Origin of the sequence: Acinetobacter chinensis (assembly GCF_002165375.2) — a bacterium.
Classification (GTDB): Bacteria; Pseudomonadota; Gammaproteobacteria; order Pseudomonadales; family Moraxellaceae; genus Acinetobacter; species Acinetobacter chinensis.
Genome location: NZ_CP032134.1, coordinates 3248066 through 3272845, shown reverse-complemented (window position 1 = coordinate 3272845; position 24780 = coordinate 3248066). Strand labels below are relative to the sequence as shown.

Annotated in this window: 24 protein-coding genes; 18 read left to right on the top strand and 6 right to left on the bottom strand. The window is 43.2% G+C overall.

Features of this window, described 5'->3' with window-relative positions:
* Positions 1 to 53: 53 nt before the first annotated feature.
* From bfr to gmk, 6 genes are all read right to left on the bottom strand, one after another.
* On the bottom strand, positions 54 to 518 hold the full coding sequence (bfr, locus tag CDG60_RS16570) for a heteropolymeric bacterioferritin subunit Bfr (protein ID WP_087512157.1): 465 nt from the start codon (positions 516 to 518) through the stop codon (positions 54 to 56).
* A 261-nt stretch (positions 519 to 779) separates the two neighbouring features.
* Entirely contained in the window at positions 780 to 974 is a 195-nt protein-coding gene (locus CDG60_RS16565) for a bacterioferritin-associated ferredoxin (protein ID WP_087512158.1), read from the bottom strand.
* Positions 975 to 1127: 153 nt separating this feature from the next.
* Complete coding sequence (gene ridA, locus CDG60_RS16560) at positions 1128 to 1511, bottom strand: deaminase RidA (protein ID WP_087512159.1); 384 nt, start codon at positions 1509 to 1511, stop codon at positions 1128 to 1130.
* Positions 1512 to 1586: 75 nt separating this feature from the next.
* Positions 1587 to 3692 (bottom strand): RelA/SpoT family protein, encoded by a 2106-nt coding sequence (locus CDG60_RS16555; protein ID WP_087512160.1) that lies wholly within the window; start codon positions 3690 to 3692, stop codon positions 1587 to 1589.
* A gap of 221 nt (positions 3693 to 3913) precedes the next feature.
* The gene (gene rpoZ / locus CDG60_RS16550; protein ID WP_067762989.1) at positions 3914 to 4195 is read right to left on the bottom strand and encodes a DNA-directed RNA polymerase subunit omega; all 282 of its coding nucleotides are present in this window, start codon (positions 4193 to 4195) and stop codon (positions 3914 to 3916) included.
* 77 nt (positions 4196 to 4272) lie between these two features.
* The gene (gene gmk, locus CDG60_RS16545) at positions 4273 to 4899 is read right to left on the bottom strand and encodes a guanylate kinase (protein WP_087512161.1); all 627 of its coding nucleotides are present in this window, start codon (positions 4897 to 4899) and stop codon (positions 4273 to 4275) included.
* A gap of 132 nt (positions 4900 to 5031) precedes the next feature.
* Here gmk and ispH point away from each other — a divergent pair, with 132 nt between their 5' ends.
* From ispH to rplS, 18 genes are all read left to right on the top strand, one after another.
* Positions 5032 to 5985 (top strand): 4-hydroxy-3-methylbut-2-enyl diphosphate reductase, encoded by a 954-nt coding sequence (gene ispH, locus CDG60_RS16540; RefSeq protein ID WP_087512162.1) that lies wholly within the window; start codon positions 5032 to 5034, stop codon positions 5983 to 5985.
* A 416-nt stretch (positions 5986 to 6401) separates the two neighbouring features.
* The gene (gene pilV, locus CDG60_RS16535; protein WP_087512163.1) at positions 6402 to 6911 is read left to right on the top strand and encodes a type IV pilus modification protein PilV; all 510 of its coding nucleotides are present in this window, start codon (positions 6402 to 6404) and stop codon (positions 6909 to 6911) included.
* Complete coding sequence (locus CDG60_RS16530; RefSeq protein WP_160117087.1) at positions 6908 to 8041, top strand: PilW family protein; 1134 nt, start codon at positions 6908 to 6910, stop codon at positions 8039 to 8041. The genes pilV (CDG60_RS16535) and CDG60_RS16530 overlap by 4 nt, the downstream gene beginning before the upstream one ends.
* Positions 8041 to 8784, top strand: a complete 744-nt coding sequence (locus CDG60_RS16525) for a pilus assembly PilX family protein (RefSeq protein ID WP_087512165.1) — start codon at positions 8041 to 8043, stop codon at positions 8782 to 8784. Before CDG60_RS16530 ends, CDG60_RS16525 begins: the two co-directional genes overlap by 1 nt.
* 54 nt (positions 8785 to 8838) lie before the next feature.
* A complete protein-coding gene (locus CDG60_RS16520; RefSeq protein ID WP_087512166.1) occupies positions 8839 to 12960 on the top strand; it encodes a pilus assembly protein in 4122 nt (1373 codons plus the stop codon).
* Positions 12961 to 12970: 10 nt separating this feature from the next.
* Complete coding sequence (locus tag CDG60_RS16515; RefSeq protein ID WP_087512205.1) at positions 12971 to 13531, top strand: type IV pilin protein; 561 nt, start codon at positions 12971 to 12973, stop codon at positions 13529 to 13531.
* Positions 13532 to 13969 carry a type IV pilin protein gene (locus CDG60_RS16510; RefSeq protein WP_087512167.1) on the top strand — a complete coding sequence of 146 codons (438 nt, stop codon included), beginning with the start codon at positions 13532 to 13534 and terminating at the stop codon, positions 13967 to 13969.
* Positions 13970 to 14281: 312 nt separating this feature from the next.
* The gene (locus CDG60_RS16505) at positions 14282 to 14773 is read left to right on the top strand and encodes a GspH/FimT family pseudopilin (protein ID WP_227542897.1); all 492 of its coding nucleotides are present in this window, start codon (positions 14282 to 14284) and stop codon (positions 14771 to 14773) included.
* Positions 14773 to 15276, top strand: a complete 504-nt coding sequence (pilV, locus tag CDG60_RS16500) for a type IV pilus modification protein PilV (protein ID WP_227542896.1) — start codon at positions 14773 to 14775, stop codon at positions 15274 to 15276. Before CDG60_RS16505 ends, pilV (CDG60_RS16500) begins: the two co-directional genes overlap by 1 nt.
* Complete coding sequence (locus tag CDG60_RS16495; RefSeq protein WP_087512169.1) at positions 15276 to 16313, top strand: PilW family protein; 1038 nt, start codon at positions 15276 to 15278, stop codon at positions 16311 to 16313. Before pilV (CDG60_RS16500) ends, CDG60_RS16495 begins: the two co-directional genes overlap by 1 nt.
* Positions 16310 to 17128 (top strand): PilX N-terminal domain-containing pilus assembly protein, encoded by an 819-nt coding sequence (locus CDG60_RS16490; protein ID WP_087512170.1) that lies wholly within the window; start codon positions 16310 to 16312, stop codon positions 17126 to 17128. The genes CDG60_RS16495 and CDG60_RS16490 overlap by 4 nt, the downstream gene beginning before the upstream one ends.
* 21 nt (positions 17129 to 17149) lie before the next feature.
* Positions 17150 to 21346: a pilus assembly protein gene (locus CDG60_RS16485; RefSeq protein WP_227542895.1), complete on the top strand. Its 4197-nt coding sequence runs from the start codon at positions 17150 to 17152 to the stop codon at positions 21344 to 21346.
* Between the two features lie 10 nt (positions 21347 to 21356).
* A complete protein-coding gene (locus CDG60_RS16480) occupies positions 21357 to 21866 on the top strand; it encodes a type IV pilin protein (RefSeq protein ID WP_087512208.1) in 510 nt (169 codons plus the stop codon).
* 1 nt (position 21867) lies between these two features.
* Complete coding sequence (locus CDG60_RS16475; protein WP_087512171.1) at positions 21868 to 22332, top strand: type IV pilin protein; 465 nt, start codon at positions 21868 to 21870, stop codon at positions 22330 to 22332.
* Between the two features lie 138 nt (positions 22333 to 22470).
* The gene (rpsP, locus tag CDG60_RS16470) at positions 22471 to 22728 is read left to right on the top strand and encodes a 30S ribosomal protein S16 (RefSeq protein ID WP_087512172.1); all 258 of its coding nucleotides are present in this window, start codon (positions 22471 to 22473) and stop codon (positions 22726 to 22728) included.
* A 28-nt stretch (positions 22729 to 22756) separates the two neighbouring features.
* Positions 22757 to 23305 carry a ribosome maturation factor RimM gene (gene rimM, locus CDG60_RS16465; RefSeq protein ID WP_087512173.1) on the top strand — a complete coding sequence of 183 codons (549 nt, stop codon included), beginning with the start codon at positions 22757 to 22759 and terminating at the stop codon, positions 23303 to 23305.
* 53 nt (positions 23306 to 23358) lie between these two features.
* Complete coding sequence (trmD, locus tag CDG60_RS16460; protein ID WP_087512174.1) at positions 23359 to 24105, top strand: tRNA (guanosine(37)-N1)-methyltransferase TrmD; 747 nt, start codon at positions 23359 to 23361, stop codon at positions 24103 to 24105.
* A 137-nt stretch (positions 24106 to 24242) separates the two neighbouring features.
* The gene (gene rplS, locus CDG60_RS16455; RefSeq protein WP_087512175.1) at positions 24243 to 24617 is read left to right on the top strand and encodes a 50S ribosomal protein L19; all 375 of its coding nucleotides are present in this window, start codon (positions 24243 to 24245) and stop codon (positions 24615 to 24617) included.
* The last annotated feature ends 163 nt before the right edge of the window (positions 24618 to 24780 follow it).

Genomic DNA, 24780 nt, shown 5'->3' with positions numbered 1-24780 from the left:
AGACTGAGTCATATTAAAAAAGCCAGCTTCAGCTGGCTTTTTTATTGAAAGAATTACAACTGGCTTTGAATATAGTTCTCTGTGCCGACACTTTGAGCCAGGTCGAGCTGAGTGGTCAGCCAGTCCCAGTATTCTTCTTCTTTTTCCAGGATTTCCTGAGCCAGATCACGTGTCACATAATCCATCTGCTCTTCAGCCAGTGCAACAGCTTTCTGAATTGCTTCAATATTTTCTTTAACTTTGCGGACATCGCAGTTCAGTACTTCAACGGTATGCTGTCCGATATAAAGTTTGCCTAGATGCTGCAGGTTTGGCAGTCCTTCCAGGAACAGAATCCGTTCAATAATTTTATCAGCATGTTTCATCTGACGGATGGATTCTTTGTATTCTGCTGAACCCAGCTGTTCAATTCCCCAGTCATTAAACATACGTGAATGCAGGAAATACTGGTTAATTGCAGTTAAATGATGGTACAGCACCTGGTTTAACTGATTGATTACGTCACGGTTGCCTTTCATTGCATAGCTCCATCAACAATCTATGCCTTAAGGGAGTTAAGGCAATCCATCTGTTTATCTTAATGCGTACAGGGTTGATTGGCGAGTAATTTATGGAACAGCAAATGAAAATCGCAATCAAAAACAGTTGAATAGTCCAAAGATGTTCAGAGCGTTGAAGTCTGCTGCAATAAAAACCCGCTCAGAGTCATAAGCGGGGGAGGAGAAATGGTCTTTCGACCATTGAGTTTATAATTATGATTATTCGGGTGTTGCAAAAAATCAGGCAGCAATTGAAATACGGGCAGCAATTTCTGACAGTTCATCGCTGATAATGCTGCGTGCTTCAGGGGCACAACGACCACAGCATGTTCCCAGATCAAGCAGATCGCGGATTTCACGGTAGCTTTCAGCACCGTTTGCAACTGCGTCTTTAATGTCCTGATCTGTAATACCACGGCACAAACAAACGTACATGCGATACAACCAAAGTATAAATGGGATGGGTGATATTATTGATAATTGTTATCATTTGTCAATAGGATTCATTTAAAAGCTCACTTATGCTGATTGGTATTTTGAATAAAAAAATACCACCTGATCGGTGGTATTGTGTGGTCTGGATTTATGTTATTGATTAATAATAACAATGCCATCCATTTCAACCAGTGCGCCTTTAGGCAGACTTGCAACACCCAGTGCTGCACGTGCAGGATAAGGCTGAGCAAAATATTCGCCCATAATCTGATTGACCAGCTGAAAATGAGACAGATCGGTCAGGAAAATATTCAGTTTTACAATATCAGCCAGAGAACCACCTGCTGCTTCACATACGGCTTTTAAATTATCAAAAACACGTCGGATCTGCGCTTCAATCCCCTCTACCAGTTCCATGCTGTATGGGTCAAGTCCAATCTGACCTGAAAGGTACAGAGTGTTGCCAACCAGAATGGCTTGTGAATATGTACCAATAGCTGCTGGTGCATTTTCAGTATGGATTACCTGACGGGACATCGCTTTCTCCTTTTTTCGTCTGCATACATCATAGTCGAAGCTATGGGCATGCAGAAGTACTATCGTTTTAAGTGATCAACTCGCTTTTGAGGTCTCTGAAATATTCAGTGGCAGGGCAAGGCGGGTAATTCTTGGGAAGCCGTAATGCATTCGCAGGTCACGGATAATACGGGCAATCTGTTTACGGTTGTTGACCACCACGTTGACATAGGTTTTGCCTTCATGGTTACGAACCATTTCCACACCGGTTTTTGCTTTACGGCACTGGTAGATCAGGTCAGAAATCTGTTCGTCATTCATTTCCATATCAATGCTGAGATATGCCGTGAAGCTGACATCATCCACATCTTCGGATGTCCATTGCAGAGGCATGATGTTTTCAGGGTGCAGATGCTGTTCGTGCAGCAGATTGTGACAGCGCGCGCGGTGTACAATCAGACCTCTGCGTGACAGATGTCCCTGAATCGGGTCACCCAGTACAGGGTTGCAGCAGTGTGCATATTTGACATCCACACCTTCAGTACCCTGAATCAGTCGATCAGAGACATGTTCTTCCTGGGTCTGATCCTGAGAATACAGGTGATTGGCAACCAACTGAGGGAGTAAATCACCGACAGCAATCTGTTCAAACAGCTGATCACGTGATTCGACATGACGCCATTGCAGCAGATCGGTCCAATCATCATCACTCAGGTCTTTAATGGAGCGGTTGAACAGCTTAAGTGCGCGGCTCAGTGCCTGCTGTCCAATCAGACGCTGTTCTTCAATGTCCTGATCACGCAGAATATTCTGAAGGGCGCGACGGGCTTTCTGCGTGTTGACGAAACTCAGCCAGTCTGGATTTGGCGTTGCCAGAACATCGGTAATGATTTCCACCACCTGACCACTCAGCAGAGGAGTGGATAATGGTTTGGTTTCACCATTGATTTTGGCACCGACGGCGTGGTTTCCCAGGAACAGGCTTGCAGAATATGCAAAATCGACGGCTGTTGCTCCCTGTGGGAGTTCGTGCAGGTGCCCATGTGGGGTATACACCCAGATTTTTTCCTGATGCAGGTAGTCCAGCAGATCACTGAATGTGGTTTTGGCACACTGGTCATCAATCAGGATATTCAGATTCTGCATGGATGCCTGAATTGCAGAGCGACAGGCCTGCGGTGCATTTTCACCAAGTACGACACCAAAACGGGCAGCTTTACGCATCAGTTCAGTCTGTATGGTCAGTGAAAGTGTGGTTTTTTCACCTTTCAGGCGCATCATGAGGGACTGGTTGCCGCCAGGCAGTGGTTTACGGATGTGATCTTCGTAATGCAGAACCTGAAAATGTTCAGCGAGTATTTCAGCGAGGCGGTCACAGTCAGCAATGCTCTGTAAAATAATTTCAAAGGCGTGACTGTGCGTCAGTTCCTGTAAATCAATGTCATTTTTGACGAAGTGTCTTAAAAGCTCAATATTGTTGTTTTTCTTTTTGATACGACCGGCAATCTGGTTCTGTTGAAGCAGGGCAGTGAGGTTGTTTTCCCATTTGGTCTGGTATTCACAGCGTTTGGGTTTGGTCTGAAGCAGGGCTTCCTGAACATTGTTGAACATATCCAGATCCAGATTCTGGTAGCACAGATGCTCCAGGTTATCTGCCATTTCATTCATACCGACCAGTCGTGCCATAGGTACAAAAACATCAAAGGTTTCCTGTGCAATCCGGGCACGCTTGTCAGGACGTAATGCCCCCAGGGTGGTCATATTATGATAGCGGTCAGCCAGTTTAATAATAATGACACGTGGATCCTGTAAGGTCGCCTGTAAAATTTTTCTGAACGATGCGGCTTTGTTATATTCTTTATCACTTGAATGGCTGAGTTTGGTTACGCCATCCACCAGTTCTGCGACTGTTTTACCAAATTTTTCAGTGATGTCATCTTTGCTGAAATCAGTGTCTTCAATGACATCATGCAGCAGCGCTGCCATCAGGGTTTCAGGATCAAGCCGCATATGCGCAAGAATACTGCTGACCGCAATTGGATGTAAAATATAGGGTTCGCCACTTTTACGGGTAATCCCGTCATGGGCAAGATCAGCATAATCGCAGGCCACAAGAACGCGCTCGATATCGCTTTGATCCATGTAAGCATCGATAATGATTTTGAGCTGTTGCTTGGCTTGGCTGACCTCTGAGCCTGGCATAAAACACCTTTTACACAATTACTGTTAACAGAAGATGGTTGGCTGCCTTTCCTCAGAAAAGCAGATTGCCCGACCTGTCAGACTGTTCATTTCAGAAAATGAAAGCTGTCAGACCAGCAATAAATATGAATATCTACTGTTATAACGGTTATTGAGAAAATATTAAAGTTCAGAACATAAAAAAGCCTGGTAAAAACCAGGCTTTTTTTCAGGTTACTTTCTTACTGGAAAGAAAAACCATCAAGATTCAGATTATTTGCTGATAAAGCAAGATCAAGACTTGAAGTCTGATAGTCCTGTTCACGCTGTTTCAGGATATCTTTGGAAACATGACCTGCTGCAATTTCACGTAATGCTACAACTGTAGGTTTGTCATTGTCCCACTCAACAGTTGGCTCAATACCCTGACGTGCAAGCTGACGCGCACGTTTGCTTGCAACCAGTACAAGCTCAAAGCGGTTGTCTACATGGTCTAAACAATCTTCAACGGTTACGCGTGCCATAAAGTTCTCGTTCGAATGGTAATTTTTAAAACAGACTGCGCAGTATAAAATGCTTTGTCTTCAGACTCAAGTTTTAATCACTTTTGCGCAACGGGTGTAATCAGCTTTCTGATCAGTTCTTCATGACGTTCAGCCTGCTGCGGCATGGTCAGTCGGTTGGCAGTAATCAGTGACTCAAGATCATGCAGTGCTTTGTTGAAGTCATCATTAATAATGACATAGTCAAAATTGGTATACTGCTGCATGTCTTCAACGGCACAGCTTAAACGGTGTTCAATCACTTCAACAGTATCTGTGCCACGGTTGGACAGACGCTGGCGCAGGTCAAACTGGCTTGGCGGAAGAATAAAAATCTGGATGGATTCAGGAAAAAGTTTGCGGACCTGCTGTGCGCCCTGCCAGTCAATTTCAAGCAGTACATCATGACCTTTTGCAAGCTGTTCTTTTACGGTTGCCTGTGCAGTACCGTAATAGTTTCCAAAAACTTCCGCATGTTCAATAAAACCACCCTGTTCAACCAGGGCAAGAAAATCTTCTTTTTTACTGAAATGGTAGTGGACACCGTCCAGTTCACCAGGACGTTGACCTCGGGTAGTGTGGGAAACTGAAACGTGCAGATTGTTGACACGTTCAAGCAGCGCTTTTACGAGGGATGTTTTGCCTGTTCCTGATGCAGCAGAAACGACAAACAAGAGACCCGACATGATATTTTTCCTGATATGATAAAATATCTTCTCTATTTTAGAGCAGACAGGATTCAAACAAAATAGCAAACGTCATTTTGTTTGAAAAAATTCTGGTTTTATCCTTGAATTTAAGTGAACACTGAGGATCCTATGGAAATTGTATTGGCCAATCCACGTGGTTTTTGTGCAGGTGTAGACCGTGCAATTGCGATCGTCAACCGAGCGCTTGAATGTTTTCATCCGCCTATTTATGTCCGGCATGAAGTGGTTCACAACAAATTTGTTGTGGATGATCTGCGTCAGCGCGGTGCTGTTTTTGTGGATGAACTGGATGAAGTACCGGATGACAATATTGTGATTTTCAGTGCGCACGGTGTTTCAAAAGCGGTGCAGCAGGAAGCTGAACGCCGTGGTCTGAAAGTGTTTGATGCAACCTGTCCACTGGTGACCAAGGTGCATATAGAAGTGACTAAATATGCCCGTGAGGGAACAGAAGCCATTCTGATCGGTCATGAAGGGCACCCTGAGGTAGAGGGTACAATGGGGCAGTATGACAAAAAAAAGGGCGGTCATATTTACCTGGTGGAAGATGAAGAAGATGTTGCAGCCCTCGCGGTCATCAATCCTGAAAAAGTTGCGTTTGTGACTCAGACAACACTGTCCATTGATGATACGGCTAAAGTGATTGATGCTTTAAGATTACGTTTTCCTAAAATTCAGGGTCCCCGTAAAGACGACATTTGCTACGCAACCCAGAACCGTCAGGATGCAGTCCGTGATCTGGCTGAGCAGTGTGATGTTGTACTGGTGGTGGGTTCGCCAAATTCATCCAACTCGAACCGTTTACGTGAACTGGCAGAACGCATGGGGAAACATGCTTACCTGGTGGATAATGCAGATCAGCTTGAACAGTCCTGGTTTAATCAGGATTCTAAAATTGGGGTGACGGCAGGGGCATCTGCGCCTGAAATTCTGATTAAACAGGTGATTCAGCGTTTGCAGGACTGGGGGGCAACTGCGCCACAGGAACTGAATGGTCGGGAAGAAAATATTACTTTCAGCTTACCCAAAGAACTGCGGATTCCTGTTGTTACACAGGCATAAAACTGAGCAGTCGCACTAAAAAGCATATTGCATCACATTTGTGGTTGATTTAGCGGATGATTCCTTCTGGATTTCATCCGTTTTTTTATACCGATCATCTGTGATTGTGTTTAAATTACATCCAAAAGTATTAATCTTTAATAAACAATATGATGAACTGCTGCACAGAATGTGATTGTGCGAGTGGATTCAGTCACTGGTATGGGGTTGTAACTGTTTAAGGGGGCAGTACAGAACTGATTATTCAGACAGTGAAGCAAATAAAAACGGCAGTCAGTGATGGCTGAATAAAAATTACAGAAACATAAAAGATCAGATCAGCAGGTGCTGAGTGGGTCAGAACATCAAATCAGAAAAATGAAAGAAATAATAATATTAACAGGGCTGTTCTGGTGCGGAACAGAAGGTGGCAGTGTATGAAGCAATCATTCAATCAACAGGGTGCGGGCATGATGGAAGTGCTTGTGGCATTACTGCTGCTTTCCATAGGTGTGCTCGGTTTTATTGCACTACAGTATCGTGCTGTCGATGCCGGTGGCGAAGCTCTGGTCAGGACTCAGGCAATGGGTCTCGCTAAAGAGCTTGGTGAGCGGATTCGGGCAAATCAGTTTGCATTAGCGTCCTATGCATCGGGGTTAAATGCTGCTTCTGCTGCAACGGTGACCAAATGTCTGGGAACCCAGAAATGCAGCAGTACAGATATGGCAGCTTATGATGTCAGTGATATTCAGTCCAAAGCAGAGCAGCTTGGACTTCAGATCAAAATGCCGAAATGTGACACTGCAGCGGGCAAGGACCGTTACTGCATTTATGTGGCATGGGGAAAAACCAAACCGATTGAAAGTACTTCAGATAGACAGGCATGCACCAAGGGTGGAATTTATCTGCCAACGGCGAAATGCGTCATTATGGAGACCTACCAATGAAAACAATAAAAATAAGAGCGGAACAGAAGGGTTTGACCCTTGTTGAAATGATGATTGCACTTGCGATTGGCCTTGTGATTACAGCAGTTGCAATTCAGCTGTTTCTGACCAGTCAAAGCAGTCTTGCTGTTCAGAAAGCCATGGGAGATATGCAGGATTCTGGGAATTTTGGACTGGAATATATTGCCAGGGATATCCGGAAAGCCAATCTAGGGGCGCTCTCTGCTGTCGCAGATGGAAATATGGCGCAGGGTGGTGTCATTTTATCTCAGAACAATGTGACGAAATATCTGGCGACCGCAGCAGGTGGAACACTGGGTGAAGGTTTTGATGTCGGGTATATGACACGTGGCAATGAAACAGCACTGACCACAGCAGCCAACAGCTGGACGGGTATTTCCAATATGGGAGGTAATGTCAGCAGTGATCAGCTGACCATTCAGTTTAAGGCAATTCAGACGCTGTATTCAGATGAAGAATTCAATGCCATGAAAAACCGTGACACAGGATTATCTGAAGCTGAAAAGGCAACTGTTGTCGGTTACGACTGTTCCGGTGAAAAGATCACCTTACAGAATATTGCAGACCGGACTTATATCATTCAGCGTTATTTTCTGCGCAGAGACAATGATGGCAGCGACACAGAGCCAAATGATCCGCTTTCTCTGGCATGTGCAGCAGGACGTTACAGCCTGCAGTCTATAGAAGCGGCAAGAACAGCAGAAAGCAGCTCGGCTGATAAAAAGACATTTTCACCGGTGATCGTGACAGGAAAACTGCTGGGGCAGGGTGAAATTGTGCTGCGTCGCGTGGATCATTTTCATGTTCTGCTGGGTGTTTCTGAGGGGGGGTATGCAGCTCCTGGCAATATGCGTTATCTGACCGTTAAAGGCTATAACGATCTCATGGCAAATGCCACTGCAGTTAAACCTCAGATCAGAAGTGTACGCTTAGGTTTTGTGGTACGTGCTCAGAACAGTTCAGGCAAAAATATTGATCTGAAAGATATTGAAAAATTTACAGTGCTGGATCAGGAAGATCTCAAGCTGAAAACAGCAGATACCAACTATTTAAGGAAAGTCACGACGCAGACCGTAGCAATGCGTAATGCACTGGGGGAGGCTGAATAATGAAGCATCAAAATCATTTTCAACATCAGCGTGGGGCGGCACTTGTTGTTGTGCTGTTCATCCTGTCACTGATACTGGTGATTGGTGTGCTGGCGATCCGGCAAAGTATCACGTCATTGCAGCTTTCGATGAACAGCCAGGTCGATGATCTTTTGCGACAGGGTTCTGATGCAGTCATGCTTTCTTTGGAAAAACCAGACCGTCTTGGGGAGTTTTCCACTTCAGCAGGATTGCTGGGATTTATTCGTCGCCCTGAAAATCAGGGTAAAGAACTGGTGTTCTGCTTCAGGGAAGGTAAAAAAGTATTTTTTGATATCAACACTGCCAGCATGATTTATAAGGATGGCAGCACCATTAAAAACAGCAGTCTGGGGATGAGTGGATACTGTGATCCGACTTCAACTACAGACAATCATTTTACCAGTAACCGTCGGGCAGTACTGACACAGGTCGCTATCCGCCGTGCATCAGCAACAGATACACCATTTGAAAACTTTGGTACTGGAACAGATGCGGTTTCTGCAAAAACAGACAGCAATGATCGTTTTACCGTATATGTCACTTCTGTACTGCCTGGGCTGGGTGCCGCATCCATGCAACAGATCAGGGGTTGCCTGACAGGCAATATGAGCACAGTGACAAATCCGACAGAAAATACAGTGTCGAAATGCCTTGAAGCACTGGAAGTGCCATACAGCACACAGGTTGCCGAATATAACTATGTGACGGGGTTCAGCTCCTGACATTCCAGGCAGGGCACACAAATACAGACATTAAAACAAAAACTGGGTGATGACATGAAAACAAATAAAATGAAAGTGCTGTACAGGGCGATGCTGGGGTCAGCTTTTATGCTGGGTGCAAGTGGTGCGCAGGCAGCTGATATTGAGATCTATAGAGCGGGTGGTGCAGACGGTTCAGTAGCTCTGATGTTAATGCTGGATCAGACTCAGGCAATGAAGGGAGTGCTCGGAACCTTAAATGATGGGTTTTCAGATTATTCTTTGTGTAATCAGAGTCTTAGTGGTGGAACTGATACGGTTTCAATCAATGGTATTTCATTTCAGACAACTTACTGCCGCTACAATAAAGCAGATGTACTGTTTGCAAATATAGGAAACAACCTGAATCAGGCATTCTTTCCTGGGCGTTATAAAAATTATCTGGATTATGTGAAGGGGACATGCGAGTTAAGGTCAGGATGGGTGCAATATAAATGTCATGATAGGATGTCCAAGGCTAAAATTGCACTGATCAGCCTGTTGGTTGGAAATCCTGATAAGCAGATTGCAGCTTTATCGGATGATAAGGTTGTGGGGCTGTCTTCATTTTCGGCTTATAGTCAAAGTGGAAATGAAAATAATTCCTTTGCAGGGAAAGTGAATATTCCGGCGAGACGACTGGATGCAGATGTTGTGACAACAACAGGAACGGTTAAGCAGCGGGCTTTACTGGCCCGGACTATTGCAAATGCCACCTCGGGTGATGATGAATCACTTTGGGATACGTTGGGCAATCTGTTTTCTGGAGAGCGTGACCGCAACTCTCCAATTGCGAGTACCTATGCGGATACTGCTTCTGCTTTAATGGGGACAACAACTAAGGGTGCGGGTGTAAAGGTTATTGGTCGTAAGTTTACATTACTGGGTGGAGATTATTATTCAAAATGTAATGGTGCCTGGGATAAATATGGGCACTGTATTAAACCAGCAGGTTTATTTAATCCGACTTGGAAATTTGAAAAATTTGGTTTTGGTTCAACTGTTGAGAACTATATTTCAGATAACATTCACTATGATGGTTCTTACCTGAGAAATGACCGACCTGGTGATGACAATACTACTGGAATTGGGGACAGCATCATCGGTTTTGAATATTTTTATGTCAATGATGATACAAAAGAAGTCAAATATTCAGGATTCCCTTACGCAGAAGAGGGAAGTGGAAAAACCAGGACAGCAGAAAAATACCACCGCCCTGCACTGATACAGAAACAGATGACACAAACGAATTTAAGTCAGTGTCATGCTCAGGGTGTGTATGTGCTGACAGCAGGGACACCAAGTATCGTCAATACTGAGGGAGCTACTTATACAGCCAGGGTCGGTGTTGAGCGTCTGATGAAAAAAGCCTTGGTAGAGGATGGCTCATCTATAGGAACATCTAAGAACAGTAGGGCTTTCAGTTGTAATGACAGTGGTGCATCTTTACAGAATTATAATTCTGTAACTGATCTGGGGCTGATGAAAGATAATGCAACATGGCCTTGTATTGCGCGTTTTACTGAGGCGCTAAAAAACTCTGCATCGAATCCATCAGGTTTAAGTGTAAAAACAGCGGTAGCAGGTGTGGGGCGGGATTTCTCAGATATTACCAATACTTCCAACTATAATCTGAATGATACAGTTTCTTTAAACAGTTATATGGCAGAGGTTGACAGAACTGCTTTTTCTAAAAGATTTTTTGAAATTCCATCTGCAAGACAGAAGCATAATGTTAAAAATACTGCAAAATGGGGAGCGTTGGGTGGCGGGGGCTTCTATTCGGCCTTATCAGTAGAGGAAATTGTCGACAGTGTAAATAATTTCATCAACGTTATTGCAAAAGATATTCCGGCAGCATCGGCGAGCAGTGTCACCATTCCGGTTGATGCTCTGAACACCTACGAGCTGCAGAATTCTGCATACAGTTCTCAGTTCCAGCCAACGGTCAGCAAAGCATATCCGACCTGGTTCGGAAATGTGAAAAAATACAAAATTGTTGATGGTTTAATCAAAGATAAACTGAATGCGCAGATCTATGAAAAAACAGGATTGATTAAAGACAGTGCTACTGACCTATGGGCATCTGCAAGTACAGATACCACACTGACTTTACATCCTGTTTTTCAGGGTGGTGCTCTGAATAAACTGCTCTTGAAAGAAAATGATAAAGGTGACACGGTTCGTGCATTATTTACTAACCGTAAGTGTGAAGCAGCTACCGATGGTGCAACCTGTACAACAAATAAATCATTAAAATCAATTGATAAAAAATATTTCTCTGATGATGCTACGAAGGCAGATCCTTTACGTGGTTATCTGATGCTGTTGCTTGGCTATGATGTCAGCAATCCTGAAATACCGTCGGACATTGATTTAACAACGCTGAAAAACAGACCTGAGTTGCGTCAGCTGGGCGCAGTAATGCATTCAGACCCAGTTTTACTGACTCAGAAAGGTAAAATTCAGGTGGGTACAACCAGTATCAGTACTGATGATCGGGAAGACTTCCTGTTATTTGGCAGTAATCAGGGTTTGCTGCATGTGGTCAATGCTTCTACGGGTGAGGAAAAACTGGCATTTGTACCTAATGAAATGCTCGAATCAGATCAGAAAAAAGTCTTCCTGAAAAAAGAGCTGACCACAGGCGGAACGCAGAACTATCTGTATGGTGTGGATGGTCCGTGGACTGCTTATACAGAGTATGTACCAACAGGAGCTGAAGGTTATCTGACAGTAGGCAAAGGTAAGTTCAGTTATGCTTCGCAGGCTGCGGATGGTACTGCCAGTGCAAATTATGCCTATGGTAAACAGTGGGTTTACGGTGGTCTGCGCATGGGTGGTCGAAGCTACTATGCACTGGATCTTGGAGATATCAGCAAGCCTGAACTGAAATTCCAGATTGACCCGGTTAACCAGAAGATTATTAACAGTTCAGGTTCAAATACTGTTTCTGCCTTGCAGTATATGGGACAAAGCTGGTCCAAGCCTGTGGTGACCCGTGTGAAATGGGAAGGTTCATCGCGTCTGGTGATGCTGGTCGGCGGGGGATATGATGCAAGCGGCACGGTCAGTTGCACCGATACACTGAATACCAACAAAGGCTATGAATGTAACGAATATGATCAGACCAACGGTACGGGTGCCGGGGTTTATATGTTTGATGCAAATAACGGTGAACTGCTGTGGTGGGGAAGTTCAAATGCCAGCACTGTAAATACAGGTGCTAAAGAACAGGCGCTGAATGTTACAGATATGAAATACAGCGTGGTTTCTTCCATTAAACCGGTAGACCGTAACGGCGATGGTCTGACTGATCATCTGTACTTTGGTGATCTGGGCGGGCAGTTATGGCGTATCGACCTGAACAACAACAAGGTTGCAGGCAGCTCCACCGCATTTGCAACCCGTGCAGTCAAAATGTTGAATCTGCATGAAAGTGCCGGTAAAAGCCCACGTTTTTACAATGTACCTGTATTCAGTCTGTTCAAGGATTCAGCTTCAGGTATGCTGGCAGCTGTCAGTATTGCCTCAGGTAACCGAAGCCGTCCGCTTCAGCAGGAAGGTTCATCTGCGAGCTGGTCAGAAGACGGTGCATATACGGTATTTGATAAGGACGTGATTAAATCAGGGCTGTATTCACTGGATAATGCAAGTCTGGTTACTAAAAACCTGACTAAAACAGGGTTGGTGGAGCTGACAGATGCCATGCGTACAAAGGCTTCGGGTGTAACCAAAGTCACAGCAACAGATGCTGGTTGGTACTATCCATTTTCTTCTTCAGAAAAACGCAGTCAGAAAGTGCTGACTGATTTAGTGGCTGTAAACAAACAGTTGCTGGTCAGTGTATATGACTCATCAAAAGATGGAACTGTACAGGGCTGTAATGCAGGGATCAAAGGTGAAACGGTTATTCAGCGATTCTGTATGCCATACGGTAACTGTGAGACAGAACTGGCGAAAAATAAAATGTATGCCGGTGTTGGAATCGTGGGTATTACCCTGGGTTCTAAAGGATCAGGCGATACAAATACCCGAACTGTTCTGAACAATGCCTGTCAGGGTGATAACTGTACGGGTGCGGACAGCAGCAGTAAGTTAAAGTCTGATAACACATTGACCCGTAAACTGCGCCCAGCCCGCTGGTATGAGCAGTAAGGAGCAGATTATGCAGATAGTTCATCCTGTACGGGGTTTTACACTGATTGAGCTGATGGTGGTGGTGGTGATTGTTGCGATTCTCGCAGCAATCGCTGTTCCCAGCTATCAGGCGTATATACGTAAAGCACATATGTCCGCAGCGCAGCAGGAAATGCAGAAACTTGCTGAACAGCTCGAGCGGCACCGTGCTAAAAATTATACTTACAAAGGCTTTGATCCCAGTTTTCTGTATGCAGATGCAGCCAATCCTTCACAGAATTATTATGTATCTTCAACGGGTAAACTTGAGTTACCTTTAGGCGCGACAGGCAGTGCAGTCAAATATGTCATTGAAATACTGGATGCAGATGAAAAAAAACCGCTGACTGCCGAGGATGTCAAAAATGGTAAGGGGGAAGTGACCAGTACCATTGCGGGTTACAGGTGGCTGATTCGGGCAGAAAGTAAAGATGCCCAGAATTATTCACTGTTGCTGACCAGTCAGGGAACCCGCTGTAAAAACAGAACCTATAACAATATTGGCTATGACTCCTGTGGCAGTATTGCCAATGGTCGGGAGGAATGGTAAATGCATCAGAAAATCAAAGGATTTACCTTAATTGAAATGATGGTGGTGATTGCAATCATCGGTATTCTTGCCGCGATTGCATATCCGACATACAACAACTACAAAGTCCGAACCAACCGAGCGGATTTACAGAATGAATTAAGCCTGATTGCACAGAAATTGCAGGCTTATCACCTTGTTCATAACAGCTATAAAAATGCAGATCTTTCAGTGGCAGGTTATACCGCACCGGCAAAATATCCGAAGCAGGATATGGCGCATTATTCATTGGCACTGACAGTGGATTCAGATTTTAAAGGGTGGACACTGGAGGCAACACCGGTATCGTCTATCCAGAATGGAGATGGAAAAGTCTGTCTGAATGATCAGGGCTATAAATCCTGGAAAAAAGGGCAGGTCAGCTGTTCACTCAGCAGTACATCTGGATGGGATAACTGAGTTGATCCAATTCTGAGAAACTGGATGGTTTAAATCATAACAATGGAAAAGGGATGGCATGAGCTGTCCTTTTTTGTGCATATTTTATCCGCATTCAGGTTTTTGAAAGGCTGGGAGGGAAAATGATGTGCTGTCTGTCTGATTAAATTTACCGCTTATCTAAAGCAGGATGAGAACATTTTAATTACTGATATTTTTTATGGGTTTGTGTGAAGCAGTTCTTGGAAATGCAAATATATGCATGATTTTATAAAAAATATTTATGTTACTATTTTGTAAATAAGTAACTGAAAAATAGTTCGGGTGATTGAGTTGGACAGAGCTTTATTTGTCATACAGAAAAGAGGTCAGATAGGATTTACTCTTATAGAGTTAATGGTGACGATTGCTGTTCTCGCGATCATAGCGGCATTGGCTGCACCTTCGTTCCAGAGTATGCGGGATAATCAGAAGTTGAAGTTGTCTTTAATGGAAATGAGAACAGGAATTCAGCAGGGACGAAGTAGAGCAATTATAGCCAGAAGCCCTACGGTTGTATGTCCGGATACAGTTGCTGAAGTAACTTGTGGAGCGAATATAGCAAATTACGCCTCACTGTCTCAGTCTCAAAAAGATGATAGTGTACTACGCCCTGTAATTGACGATTCGGTTACCATCAAAAGTGGCAGCGTGGATCATTTTATATTTAATCCGCAGGGAATTACAGTAAGTGGAACAATTACACTGTGCAGTGGGAATAAATCTGTTTCTTTAACTGTTAATGGGCCTGGTGTTATTACTCAGACAGATGGAGGAGTATGCTGATGAAGACGACCATTAAAGCTCAAAAAGGAGTGGGAATGATGGAAGTTTTAGTTTCAATGCTTATTTTATCTATCGCTGTTCTAGGGTTTGTTGCTTTGCAGGTCCGTGCAACGTCAGCAACAGATGAAGCATTGAGCCGTTCAGATGCTTTGATTATTCTCAATGGCCTGGCTGAGAGAATCAGGTTGAATTCTAACGGAGACTATAAGGCTGTAATTCCTGCAACTCAGCCGGCGTGTGTTTCTGCTAGAAACTGTAATGAAAATAATCAGGCATTGGCTGATTTATTTGAGCAGAAGAGTATTGCTGATTATAAAGGCATCAGGTTGGGTGTAGTGGATTGTGTGGGTACATCCGCTAACCAGTCAAGATTATGTCTGATTGCTGCGTGGGATAATACAACAGCTACAATTATGGCAAAAAATCAGAAGAACCGTTGTTTGAACAGTGATGATGGTAGGTATGCTGAAGATTCACATTGCCTAGTGCTGGAGGCGTATTGATGAGTAAGTTATTACAGCAGGGTTTTACTTTAATTGAACTGATGATTTCTTTGACCCTCGGTCTTATTCTGGTCGCTGTAGTAATACAGTTGATCATCAGTGGACAGATTAATTACCGTATTCAGAATGCTGCTTCAACAGTTCAGGATAGTGGCGTATTTGGTTTAAATGCTGTGACTAAAAGTGTACGGCTTGCAAATCATGGTAATGCGGGAGCAATGAATGATGAAACTCTTTATGGTGGGATTGTGCTGAGCGCACAAACTACAACAGGGAGTGGCGCGATGACACCAGATGGCAATTTAAAAGGATTGAAGCTAGGTTCAACACTGATCGAAGGGGACCGCTATATTTCTAAAAATGCTCAGAATGACAGTGCTGTGACAGCTTATCCTAAAAGTGATCAGTTGGTGATTGTTTACCAGGCACCCGAAAATATGGTGACTTGTGCAGGACGTAATATAAAGGGGCCGGACAGGAGCCTGACGGCTCTGACACGTGGATGGTATGTGGTTGAAAAATATTATATAAAAAAAATAGCAAGTGGAGATGGTGCTGATTTATATTGTTCAGATGCATTGTTTACAGCAAAAGGAGAACCTGTTTCACAAACTTATACGGTGGGAACAGAAACAACAAAAATTGACACACCAGAGGTCTTAACAGTCAATGCCCCAGGTGATGCTGATTATGGTAGTAAAGATGGCGAAATGATTGCACAGAATGTAGAGTTTTTACGGATACAGCTGATGGTCCGTAATGCTGATGGCAGCAGTGCAACTATGGGAATTAATGATTATCAGGGTTTGACTCTCGATAATGATACAACAACAGCAGCTCCAGCTCACAGACCTGCTGTCACAGGAATTAAACTCGGTATACTGACTCGTTCAAATGAAAAAGTATCTGATGTTAAAAACACAACCTACCAGGTTCTGGACAAATCTTTAACTGCTCCTGATGACAGATATATGCGTCATGTTTATACAACAGTCATTGCTTTAAGAAACGGTGGCTTAGGAGATGTTATTCAATGAAAAAATATTTCCATGAGCAGGGCTCCACTTTGATTGTAGTTCTTATTTTACTGGTTGTAATCAGTGTTATAGGTTTATATGCAATACGCCATAGTTTGACCAGTCTAAAGCTTGCAACGAATGCTCAGGTGCAGACATTATTAATGCAGACATCTGATGTGGCACTTGCCAAGTTGGAAAGAAATTTTAATAACAATGAGGCATCGAACTTGGCAGGGACACCTGTTGGTCAGGTTTTACTGGATGGTAATCAGGGTAAAGAACTGCAGTTTTGTTTTAAACCAACGGAAGTGAGTTCTGACAAAACGATTAAAAATAATCTTTTTTTTGATTTGCGGGACTTTCGTATTATCGAGCGTAAATCGGCCACAGATAAAGAGGCAAAATCTACAGCAGAGTCTGGTGATATTAATGCGGTATGCAATCCGGAAACTATGTTTTCAATCAGTCGTAAAGCGCTGGTTACCCAGGTTGCTGTAGTGAGTCCAGATGACCCTGCTGTTGAAATGGGCCGTTTTGATCTGACGGCTCAAGGTACAGATTTAAAAGACGCAGGTAATATTGAAACTAAACGGGTACGGGTAACAGTGACTTCATTTGCCCCTGCACTGGCACCCTCAGTATCAATAAGCGATATGAATACGTGTCTGAAAGAACGCATGATGGATGATTCTTTACTTAAGAACCGTGCAAATGGTTCAACACAAGTCAAAGTTCAGACTTTACATGAATGTTTAAACCTGCTAGGTATGCCTTTAAATACCCAGACAGCTGAATATGTTGTGAACCTGTCAGAAGTGCGAAGCGGCAGCTAAGCCAAAAGGGGAGACGCTAAAATGATTAAATTAAAAACTTTGGTTAAGATGATGGCGGCAGTTTCAGTGGCAGGTTTACCTGTAACAACTGCCTTATATGCCAGTGACCTGTCTTTGTATAAAGGTAATACGACAGGAAAGACCTCTATTCTGCTGATGCTGGATACTTCAGGCAGTATGGGGATTAGTTCCTTGGTACTGCCAAAAACCAATCAATGGGGTAGTCCAGGCGACGTGGATAGTTCGTTGTGTGACAGGATCAAAGTTCAAGAATATGATAAAAACCGAAAATCATATGATATATGGGAATGGACTTATAATGCGATAGATACACGAAGTCAAATTACTGTGAATGGAAAGGGTGGCGTAACCAACCCAACAAAGGACAAATCTTCTTTTTATAAAGAAGTTAAAATTGGAAGTACCATCGTTCCATATTATGTTCGTGGCTGTTCAAAAGGGGGAGTCACTCAGTATGATCGTTTATCCCGCTTAAAAGATGCGATTTTACCCTTGCTTGCCAGTAATGAGCTAAGTGATGACATAAGCATGGGGCTTGGACAGTTTTCATCTAAGACAGAACTGACTATTGGTACAGCAACAAACCGTTTAACGGATGGACACTCAGGGCGAATTTTGGTTGCAAATAGAGTATTGAGTAATGCGCAAAGAATTAAAATTGCTCAAAAAATAGCGGCAATACAATCGCTAGACACAAGAACAAATGAGGATGGCACGAAGAATGAGTACCTGAAATTATCAAGTAATAACTATCCAAATGTAACCAAAGCTTCTAGTGGTACACCGACTACCCATGCTTATGCTGAAGCGGGAGCATATATGATGGGGACGGGTACAGGGACGAGTGGGAGCAATAGTGGTAAAGTTCAGGTCATTTATGATGGCTATATGGTGAAGCAACAAGGTAATAATGATGGACAAATCTATTTTCTTTGTGCTGAGCTAGGAGGGGGGACTACTGAAACTTTGGGGGCAACAGTTAAACAGTGTCCAAGTGGCTGGCCTGGATATAGTAACAATACAGCAACAGGCACAATTTATAGACCAAGATTGGATTCGAATGGTAATCAACAGCAAGATAGTTCGGGAAAACTGTTGTGGGATAGCGTGAGTTCGGCTGCTTACAAAGCATATGTTAAAAACAATCCAAAACTGGGTGGCACCAATGGCGTCATGAATAGCTTGTGGGACGTGTATAAAAACCTACCTATTGGTTGGCGATTTGATGGTTGGATGCGGGTTGATAATGAACCAATGGACGTTGAACCAGTAGTGGGAACGGTTTGGACCTATGGAGATTCAATTCGAGGAGTAGTGTCTTATCGTACCAATCCATTTTTAGTGGGTGGTACTACGGACAGTATGGTAGGCGGATTTGCCTTTGCTGCAACTGATGATGATGATATTAAAAATGGGTCAGTGTATAAGGCTGGGGGGTCAACCAGTTCTTGTGACGGTAATGGGATTTATTTCTTAACCGATGGTGCGCCAAACTCAACCAAAGACAATATGGCACAAACCATTATGAATACTACTTTGAGTAGTAGTTCTTATCAATTTAAAGCTAAGCCAACAGGTGGTTTGGATTCACCTAAATTAAAGTCTGATTTATTTAGTGGCGAGACAGGCGGTTGGGAATATATTGGCGAATATTCCAGAAAATTACTCGATTCAACCAAAAACCCTGGAAATATGAAAATTAAAACCGCAGTGGTTGGTTTTGGTTCATCCTTTGCAGGGATTCCAAAAAATGGTGATGGCAGTTATAACTGTGAGGCTGTAAAAAATACCAATCAGGATGCCTATAATGCTTGTTTATGGGGAGGTTCAGCCTATGGTGATGGTGGCTTCTACTATGCCGAAAATTCAGATGATATTAAAAACAGTATTATTAAGTTTGTTGACAGCGTCAGTGTCAGTTTTACTCCTTCCAGCCTGGGTTCAATTTCTGTTCCTCGTGACCCTTTAGACCAAACCCAGGTAATGGATACAGGTTTCTTCCCAATGATTTTACCTCAGGAAGGTAGTGGTTTACTGAATTGGGCCGGAAATTTAAAAAAATATAAAATAGTCGGTGGTACACTCAAAGACAGTAGTAATAATGCAATTTATAAAACCGTAAATAATCAGCAAATTATTAACAGTAGTGCTAAAGATTTATGGTCAATTGCAGATATTGGTACAGATCATTCTTTGGTGAATAGTGGAGGAACGTGGAATAAAATTCCTGTACCTTCTACTTTGAATGTCATCAGTGAACCAAGTCGGCAGGATAGCACCCGTAATGTTTTTGTTATGGATGGAACACAGCTTAGACGGGTGACAAAAGAAAACCTTGCGACAGACTATTCTGGATCGACACCGTCTGCTTTAGACCTTGTAAATATTGGTGTGGCAAAGCGCTATAGTTTATTGAATTATCTGGGGTATAAAGCACTTTCTGCATCTACATTGACGGCAGCGCAAGTCAATACTGTTGCAACCACGCCTGCGAGTCCATACCGTTATCTGGGAGGGGTGGTACATTCAACTCCATTGGTGATTACAGACTCTGTAACACTGAGCAGCAGTGGCAATACTGTAGGCAGTCGTAAAGAATATGTTGTATATGGTTCAATGGAAGGTGGTTTACACGTTGTTGATGCTAGTACGGGTGAGGAAAAATCAGTATTTGTGCCTAAAGAGGTTCTGGATAACCAGGATGGGAAATCATTGGCAAATGCTGAATTTAAAGATACCGGTACACTCAGTTATGGAGTGGATGCACCATGGACTGCTGATAATACCTTCAAGGTGGTCTCAACTGTTTCTAATGGAGCGGTAACAACCAGATACGAAGCTACTAAAATGAATGTTTATGGCGGTCTGCGCATGGGGGGGAGTGCTTTCTATGGTTTAAATATCAGTTCACCATCCACTCCTTCTCTGCTTTTCCACATTACACCGGGTACGGCAGGCTTCTCCCGTATGGGGCAAATCTGGTCTAAACCAACGATTGCTGATATTCGAGTGAAAGGTGAGCGTAAGCGGGTGCTGATTTTTGGTGGTGGTTATGATGCTTCAGTATATGAGAAGCCGACAGGACAGTTTACTGAGCCAACAACTTCTACAAAAGGTAATGCAATTTATATTGTTGATGCAAAAGATGGTAAATTAATTTGGATGGCTAGTTCTGATACAGCCGGTATTGCTGAAAGTTATAAAAAAATAACATCATCTGAAATGCTGTACAGTGTTACAGGCCAGCCTGTTGTACGTGATTATGATGCTGATGGTTTAGCTGATATGATTTATTTTGGTGATTTAGGTGGGCAAATTTTTCGGGTGGATTTAAATAATGTTGCACAAGCCACTACTGCAACTGATGTAAACGTTGGGGTGCGAGTCAAACGTATAGCAAATTTAAGGACGGGCTCGGGCAGTAGTCTGTTTGTTCCCCGCTTTTATGAACGCTTGACTACAGCTGTATTTGGGACCAATACAAATCGATTTGTATTGGTTACTGCAGGCTCTGGGAACCGCAGTTTTCCACTGGAGGGAAGTAATAAGAGAAATAAAATTTACGGTATTCTGGATTATGATGCCGCAATTAAAGGGATTGAAAAAACTACCTATGCAGATAATGCTTTCAAAGCAGTCGCAACAAACGATAACCTGCTGGATCGGGGGGTGTTGGGGAAAACCAGTACAACGATTAATAACTGGGGTGGTGGAAGTATCAGTGATGATAAAGCAGTTGCAGCGATGGGGCCAACGGGAACTTATCGTGGCTGGAGATTTGATTTACGTTCAACTGGTGATGAAGCTGCAAAATTTTATGCACAGTCATTTGAAGAATCACAACTGATATCAAAAGATCTGTACGTCAATCTTTATGATTCGAAAGCAGTTTTGGGTGGTGGTACTTCGAATGCATGTGGTGGTGGTGTACAGGGGCTTTCAACGACACACCGTATCTGTGCACCTTATGCAGACTGTGCAGCTTATGTGAAACAGGATTATCAGGGTATTTTAGGTCCAATATTAGGTCTGACGACTGAAGGTTCCCGCACTTCAGGGCTTGTTGGTTCAATTACTGCAACCGAAGAGCAGTGTGTAGGTAAGTGTCCATCCAGTAATACGACATTGAAGGATCAGAATATATTTAACTATTCACAGTCCAGGCAGATTAAACCAACTAAATGGTATGAGCGATAACGGGGTGAATATGTCGAATACCTTTAAGGGTTTTACTTTGTTGGAGTTGATGGTGACATTAGTAATTGTTGCGGTTCTCGCAGCAATTGCTATACCCGGTTATCAATACTTTATAGCAAAAGCGAGAAAGTCGCAGGCTCAGGCAGAAATGTTGAGGCTTTCTGAGCGGCTGGAAAGCTATCGTGGTAAACAACTGACTTATGCGGGTTATATCCCGGAAAATCAGAATGTTGGTAGTGGGCAAAAGGGTGTTGTTAATATTCCTTATGGCAGTACTGGCGTAGAATACGATTATCAGCTTACTGTGATGGATATTAATCCACCTGATTCAGCTAAACCATCACTGGAAGATGCGACAGTTGGTCAGGGGTGGCGAATTCTAGCTGTACCCAATCAGAGAAAAAGCAGTGCGCTTAGAAAATCTGAATCATTACTTTTAGATTCAAGAGGAGTGAAATGTATGACGAAAGACTTACTCACAACTGCAAGTAAAGTATGTACACATTCTGAAGGATGGTAGTATGCCTAAATTGAAAAGTCATGGTTTTACCTTAATTGAACTCATGATTGTTGTTGCAGTTGTTGCAATTATTACTGCAGTTGCTTATCCCAGTTATCAGCAATACGTAAAAAGAGTTAAACGTACGGAAGTTCAATCATATCTGATGGAACTGTCTCATAAACTGACCAGCTATAAGTTGGTTAATCGTAACTATCGTGGTGTTGATCTTGCTGGTATTGGTGGGGAATCAGTTTTTCCGGATTTAACACAGCAAAATTATACGATTGTATTGAAAGATGATGCCGGAGTTGCTTTAGGCAGTGGGGCAGAAAATGGTACTACATGGCTGTTGACAGCAATACCTGCTAATAGTCAGACAGGTGATGGGGCAGTAACTTTGGATCACAATGGTCAAAAATGCTGGTTCAGAGGTAAAGATTCACCAACAGCAACAGATACTTGTTCAGCCTGGTCTGATAAATAAATTCAAAACTGCGGATAAACAGTTTTTGATCTTTCTTTCAGGGCAAATTTCACGTAGAATATTGCCCTCTATGAAAGGGGTTTGAAATGTATCGATGGTCGGTACAGGGATAATCCGTAAAAACTATAAGGTTGTATCATGGTAGTTATTCGTCTTGCACGCGGTGGTGCTAAAAAACGTCCGTTCTATCAAATCATTGTGACTGATAGCCGCAATGCACGTGACGGTCGTTTCATCGAACGTATCGGTTTCTTCAACCCAACAGCTCAAGGTAAAGCAGAAAAACTTCGTCTTGATGCTGACCGTTTTGCACACTGGGTTGCTCTGGGCGCTCAACCGTCTGAACGTGTTGCTTCTTTAGCTGCTGAAGCTAAAAAAGCTGCAGCTGCTGCATAATTATTTTTTAATTGTCAGCAGGTAGCCCATGACACCAACACAGAATGTGCCCGAAGATCGGATTCAGATTGGACAGCTACGTTCAGCATATGGATTAAATGGGTGGCTCTGGGTCTATTCCAATACAGAACCCATGAGCAACATATTTGACTACCTGCCTTGGTACATTGAGACCAAAGCAGGTTGGCAAACAACAGATGTAAAACGCTGGAAACCACATGGCAAAGGCCTGGTTGTTGCGCTGAAAGGGGTCATTGACCGCACTGCAGCTGACAGTCTGGTTGGTGCAGATATCTGGATTTCAAAGTCGCAACTGCCTCAACCGGGCGTGGACGAGTATTACTGGTCAGATCTGAAAGGCTTAACAGTGTTAGGGCTGAATGATGATGAACAGGAAGTCAATCTCGGTAAAATTCACGAACTGTTTGAAACAGGAGCTAACGACGTTATGGTGGTACACGCAACACCTGACAGTGTCGATAGCGAAGAGCGGATGATTCCATGGCATAAAGATGTGGTGCAGCGGGTTGATCTTGAAGCTGGTCGTATTTACGTTAATTGGGGCGTAGATTATTAATTCTTAAATTTATTTTAAAGAATTAACGCAGCAGGAAAACAGAGGAGTCTGCGATGTTTTTTGCAGTCATAACGCTTTTTCCTGAAATGTTTGAAGCGATTACAGCCTACGGTATTAGCGGGCGTGCTGCGAAACGGGACATTATACAGGTTCACTGTATCAATCCCCGCGAATTTGCAGAGGGCAACTATAAAAGAGTGGATGAACGTCCATTTGGTGGTGGTCCTGGTATGGTGATGATGGCTGAGCCTTTGAGCAAAGCAATCAGCCATGCTAAAGAGCTTGCAAAGCAGGCAGGTGCGGTTCATGTTCCTGTGGTGTATATGTCACCGCAGGGAAAAACCTTAAATGAACCTGCGGTACAGCAGTTTGTCGAATATGATGGTCTGATTGTACTGTGTGGTCGTTATGAAGGTGTCGATGAGCGTTTGATCCAGCAATATGTTGATCAGGAATGGTCCATTGGAGATTACGTTCTGTCGGGTGGTGAGCTCCCTGCGATGGTTCTGCTGGACAGTATTATTCGACGTTTGCCGAATACGATGTCTGATGAACAGTCAGCTGTGCAGGACTCATTTGTTGATGGTCTTCTGGACTGCCCACAATATACCAGGCCAGATCATTTTGAAGGTTTGGATGTGCCTGAGGTGTTAAAGTCTGGGCATCATGCAAATATTGAAAAATGGCGGTTTTTGCAGCGTTATCAGCGCACACTTGAACGTCGACCTGAACTGGTTGAAAAAGTGGAGTTGACGAAGCAGCAAAAAAAATGGCTTCGGGATTCAGATACTCAGAATTAATCTGAGTATTTTTAATAGGCTCTTTATGCATTGAAGTGGTCAGGCATAAAGGGAAAGCTAATCGGGTCTATGCGCTTTAGCCTCTATACCCAGCGATGATCAGACCTCTTCTGACTCGCACATACTGGAGATACCCCATGAGTGGTAAGCATCCTTTAGTTCAAGCTGTAGAAAATGCACAGTTAAAATCTGATATCCCTGCTTTTGCACCAGGTGATACAGTAATCGTTCAGGTAAAAGTAAAAGAAGGTGACCGTGAGCGTCTTCAGGCTTTTGAAGGTGTTGTAATCGCGAAGAAAAACCGTGGTTTAAACTCTGCTTTTACTGTACGTAAAATTTCCAGCGGTGTTGGTGTTGAGCGTGTATTCCAGACTCACTCTCCAATCGTTGCTGGTATCGAAGTGAAACGTCGTGGTGACGTTCGTCGTGCTAAACTTTACTACCTGCGTGAATTGTCAGGTAAAGCTGCACGTATTCGTGAGAAATTACCAGCTCGTAAAACTAAAGCATAATTTTAGTTTTATTCGAGTAAAAAATGCGCCCTGGGCGCATTTTTTTTTGCCGATATATTTAGTGTATTGCTCATTTGTTATTTTTTGTAATCAATTGAAGTGTGAAATTATTCTGATTTAATTAGACTTAATAAATATTATAAAAATACAATAAGCTTTAATT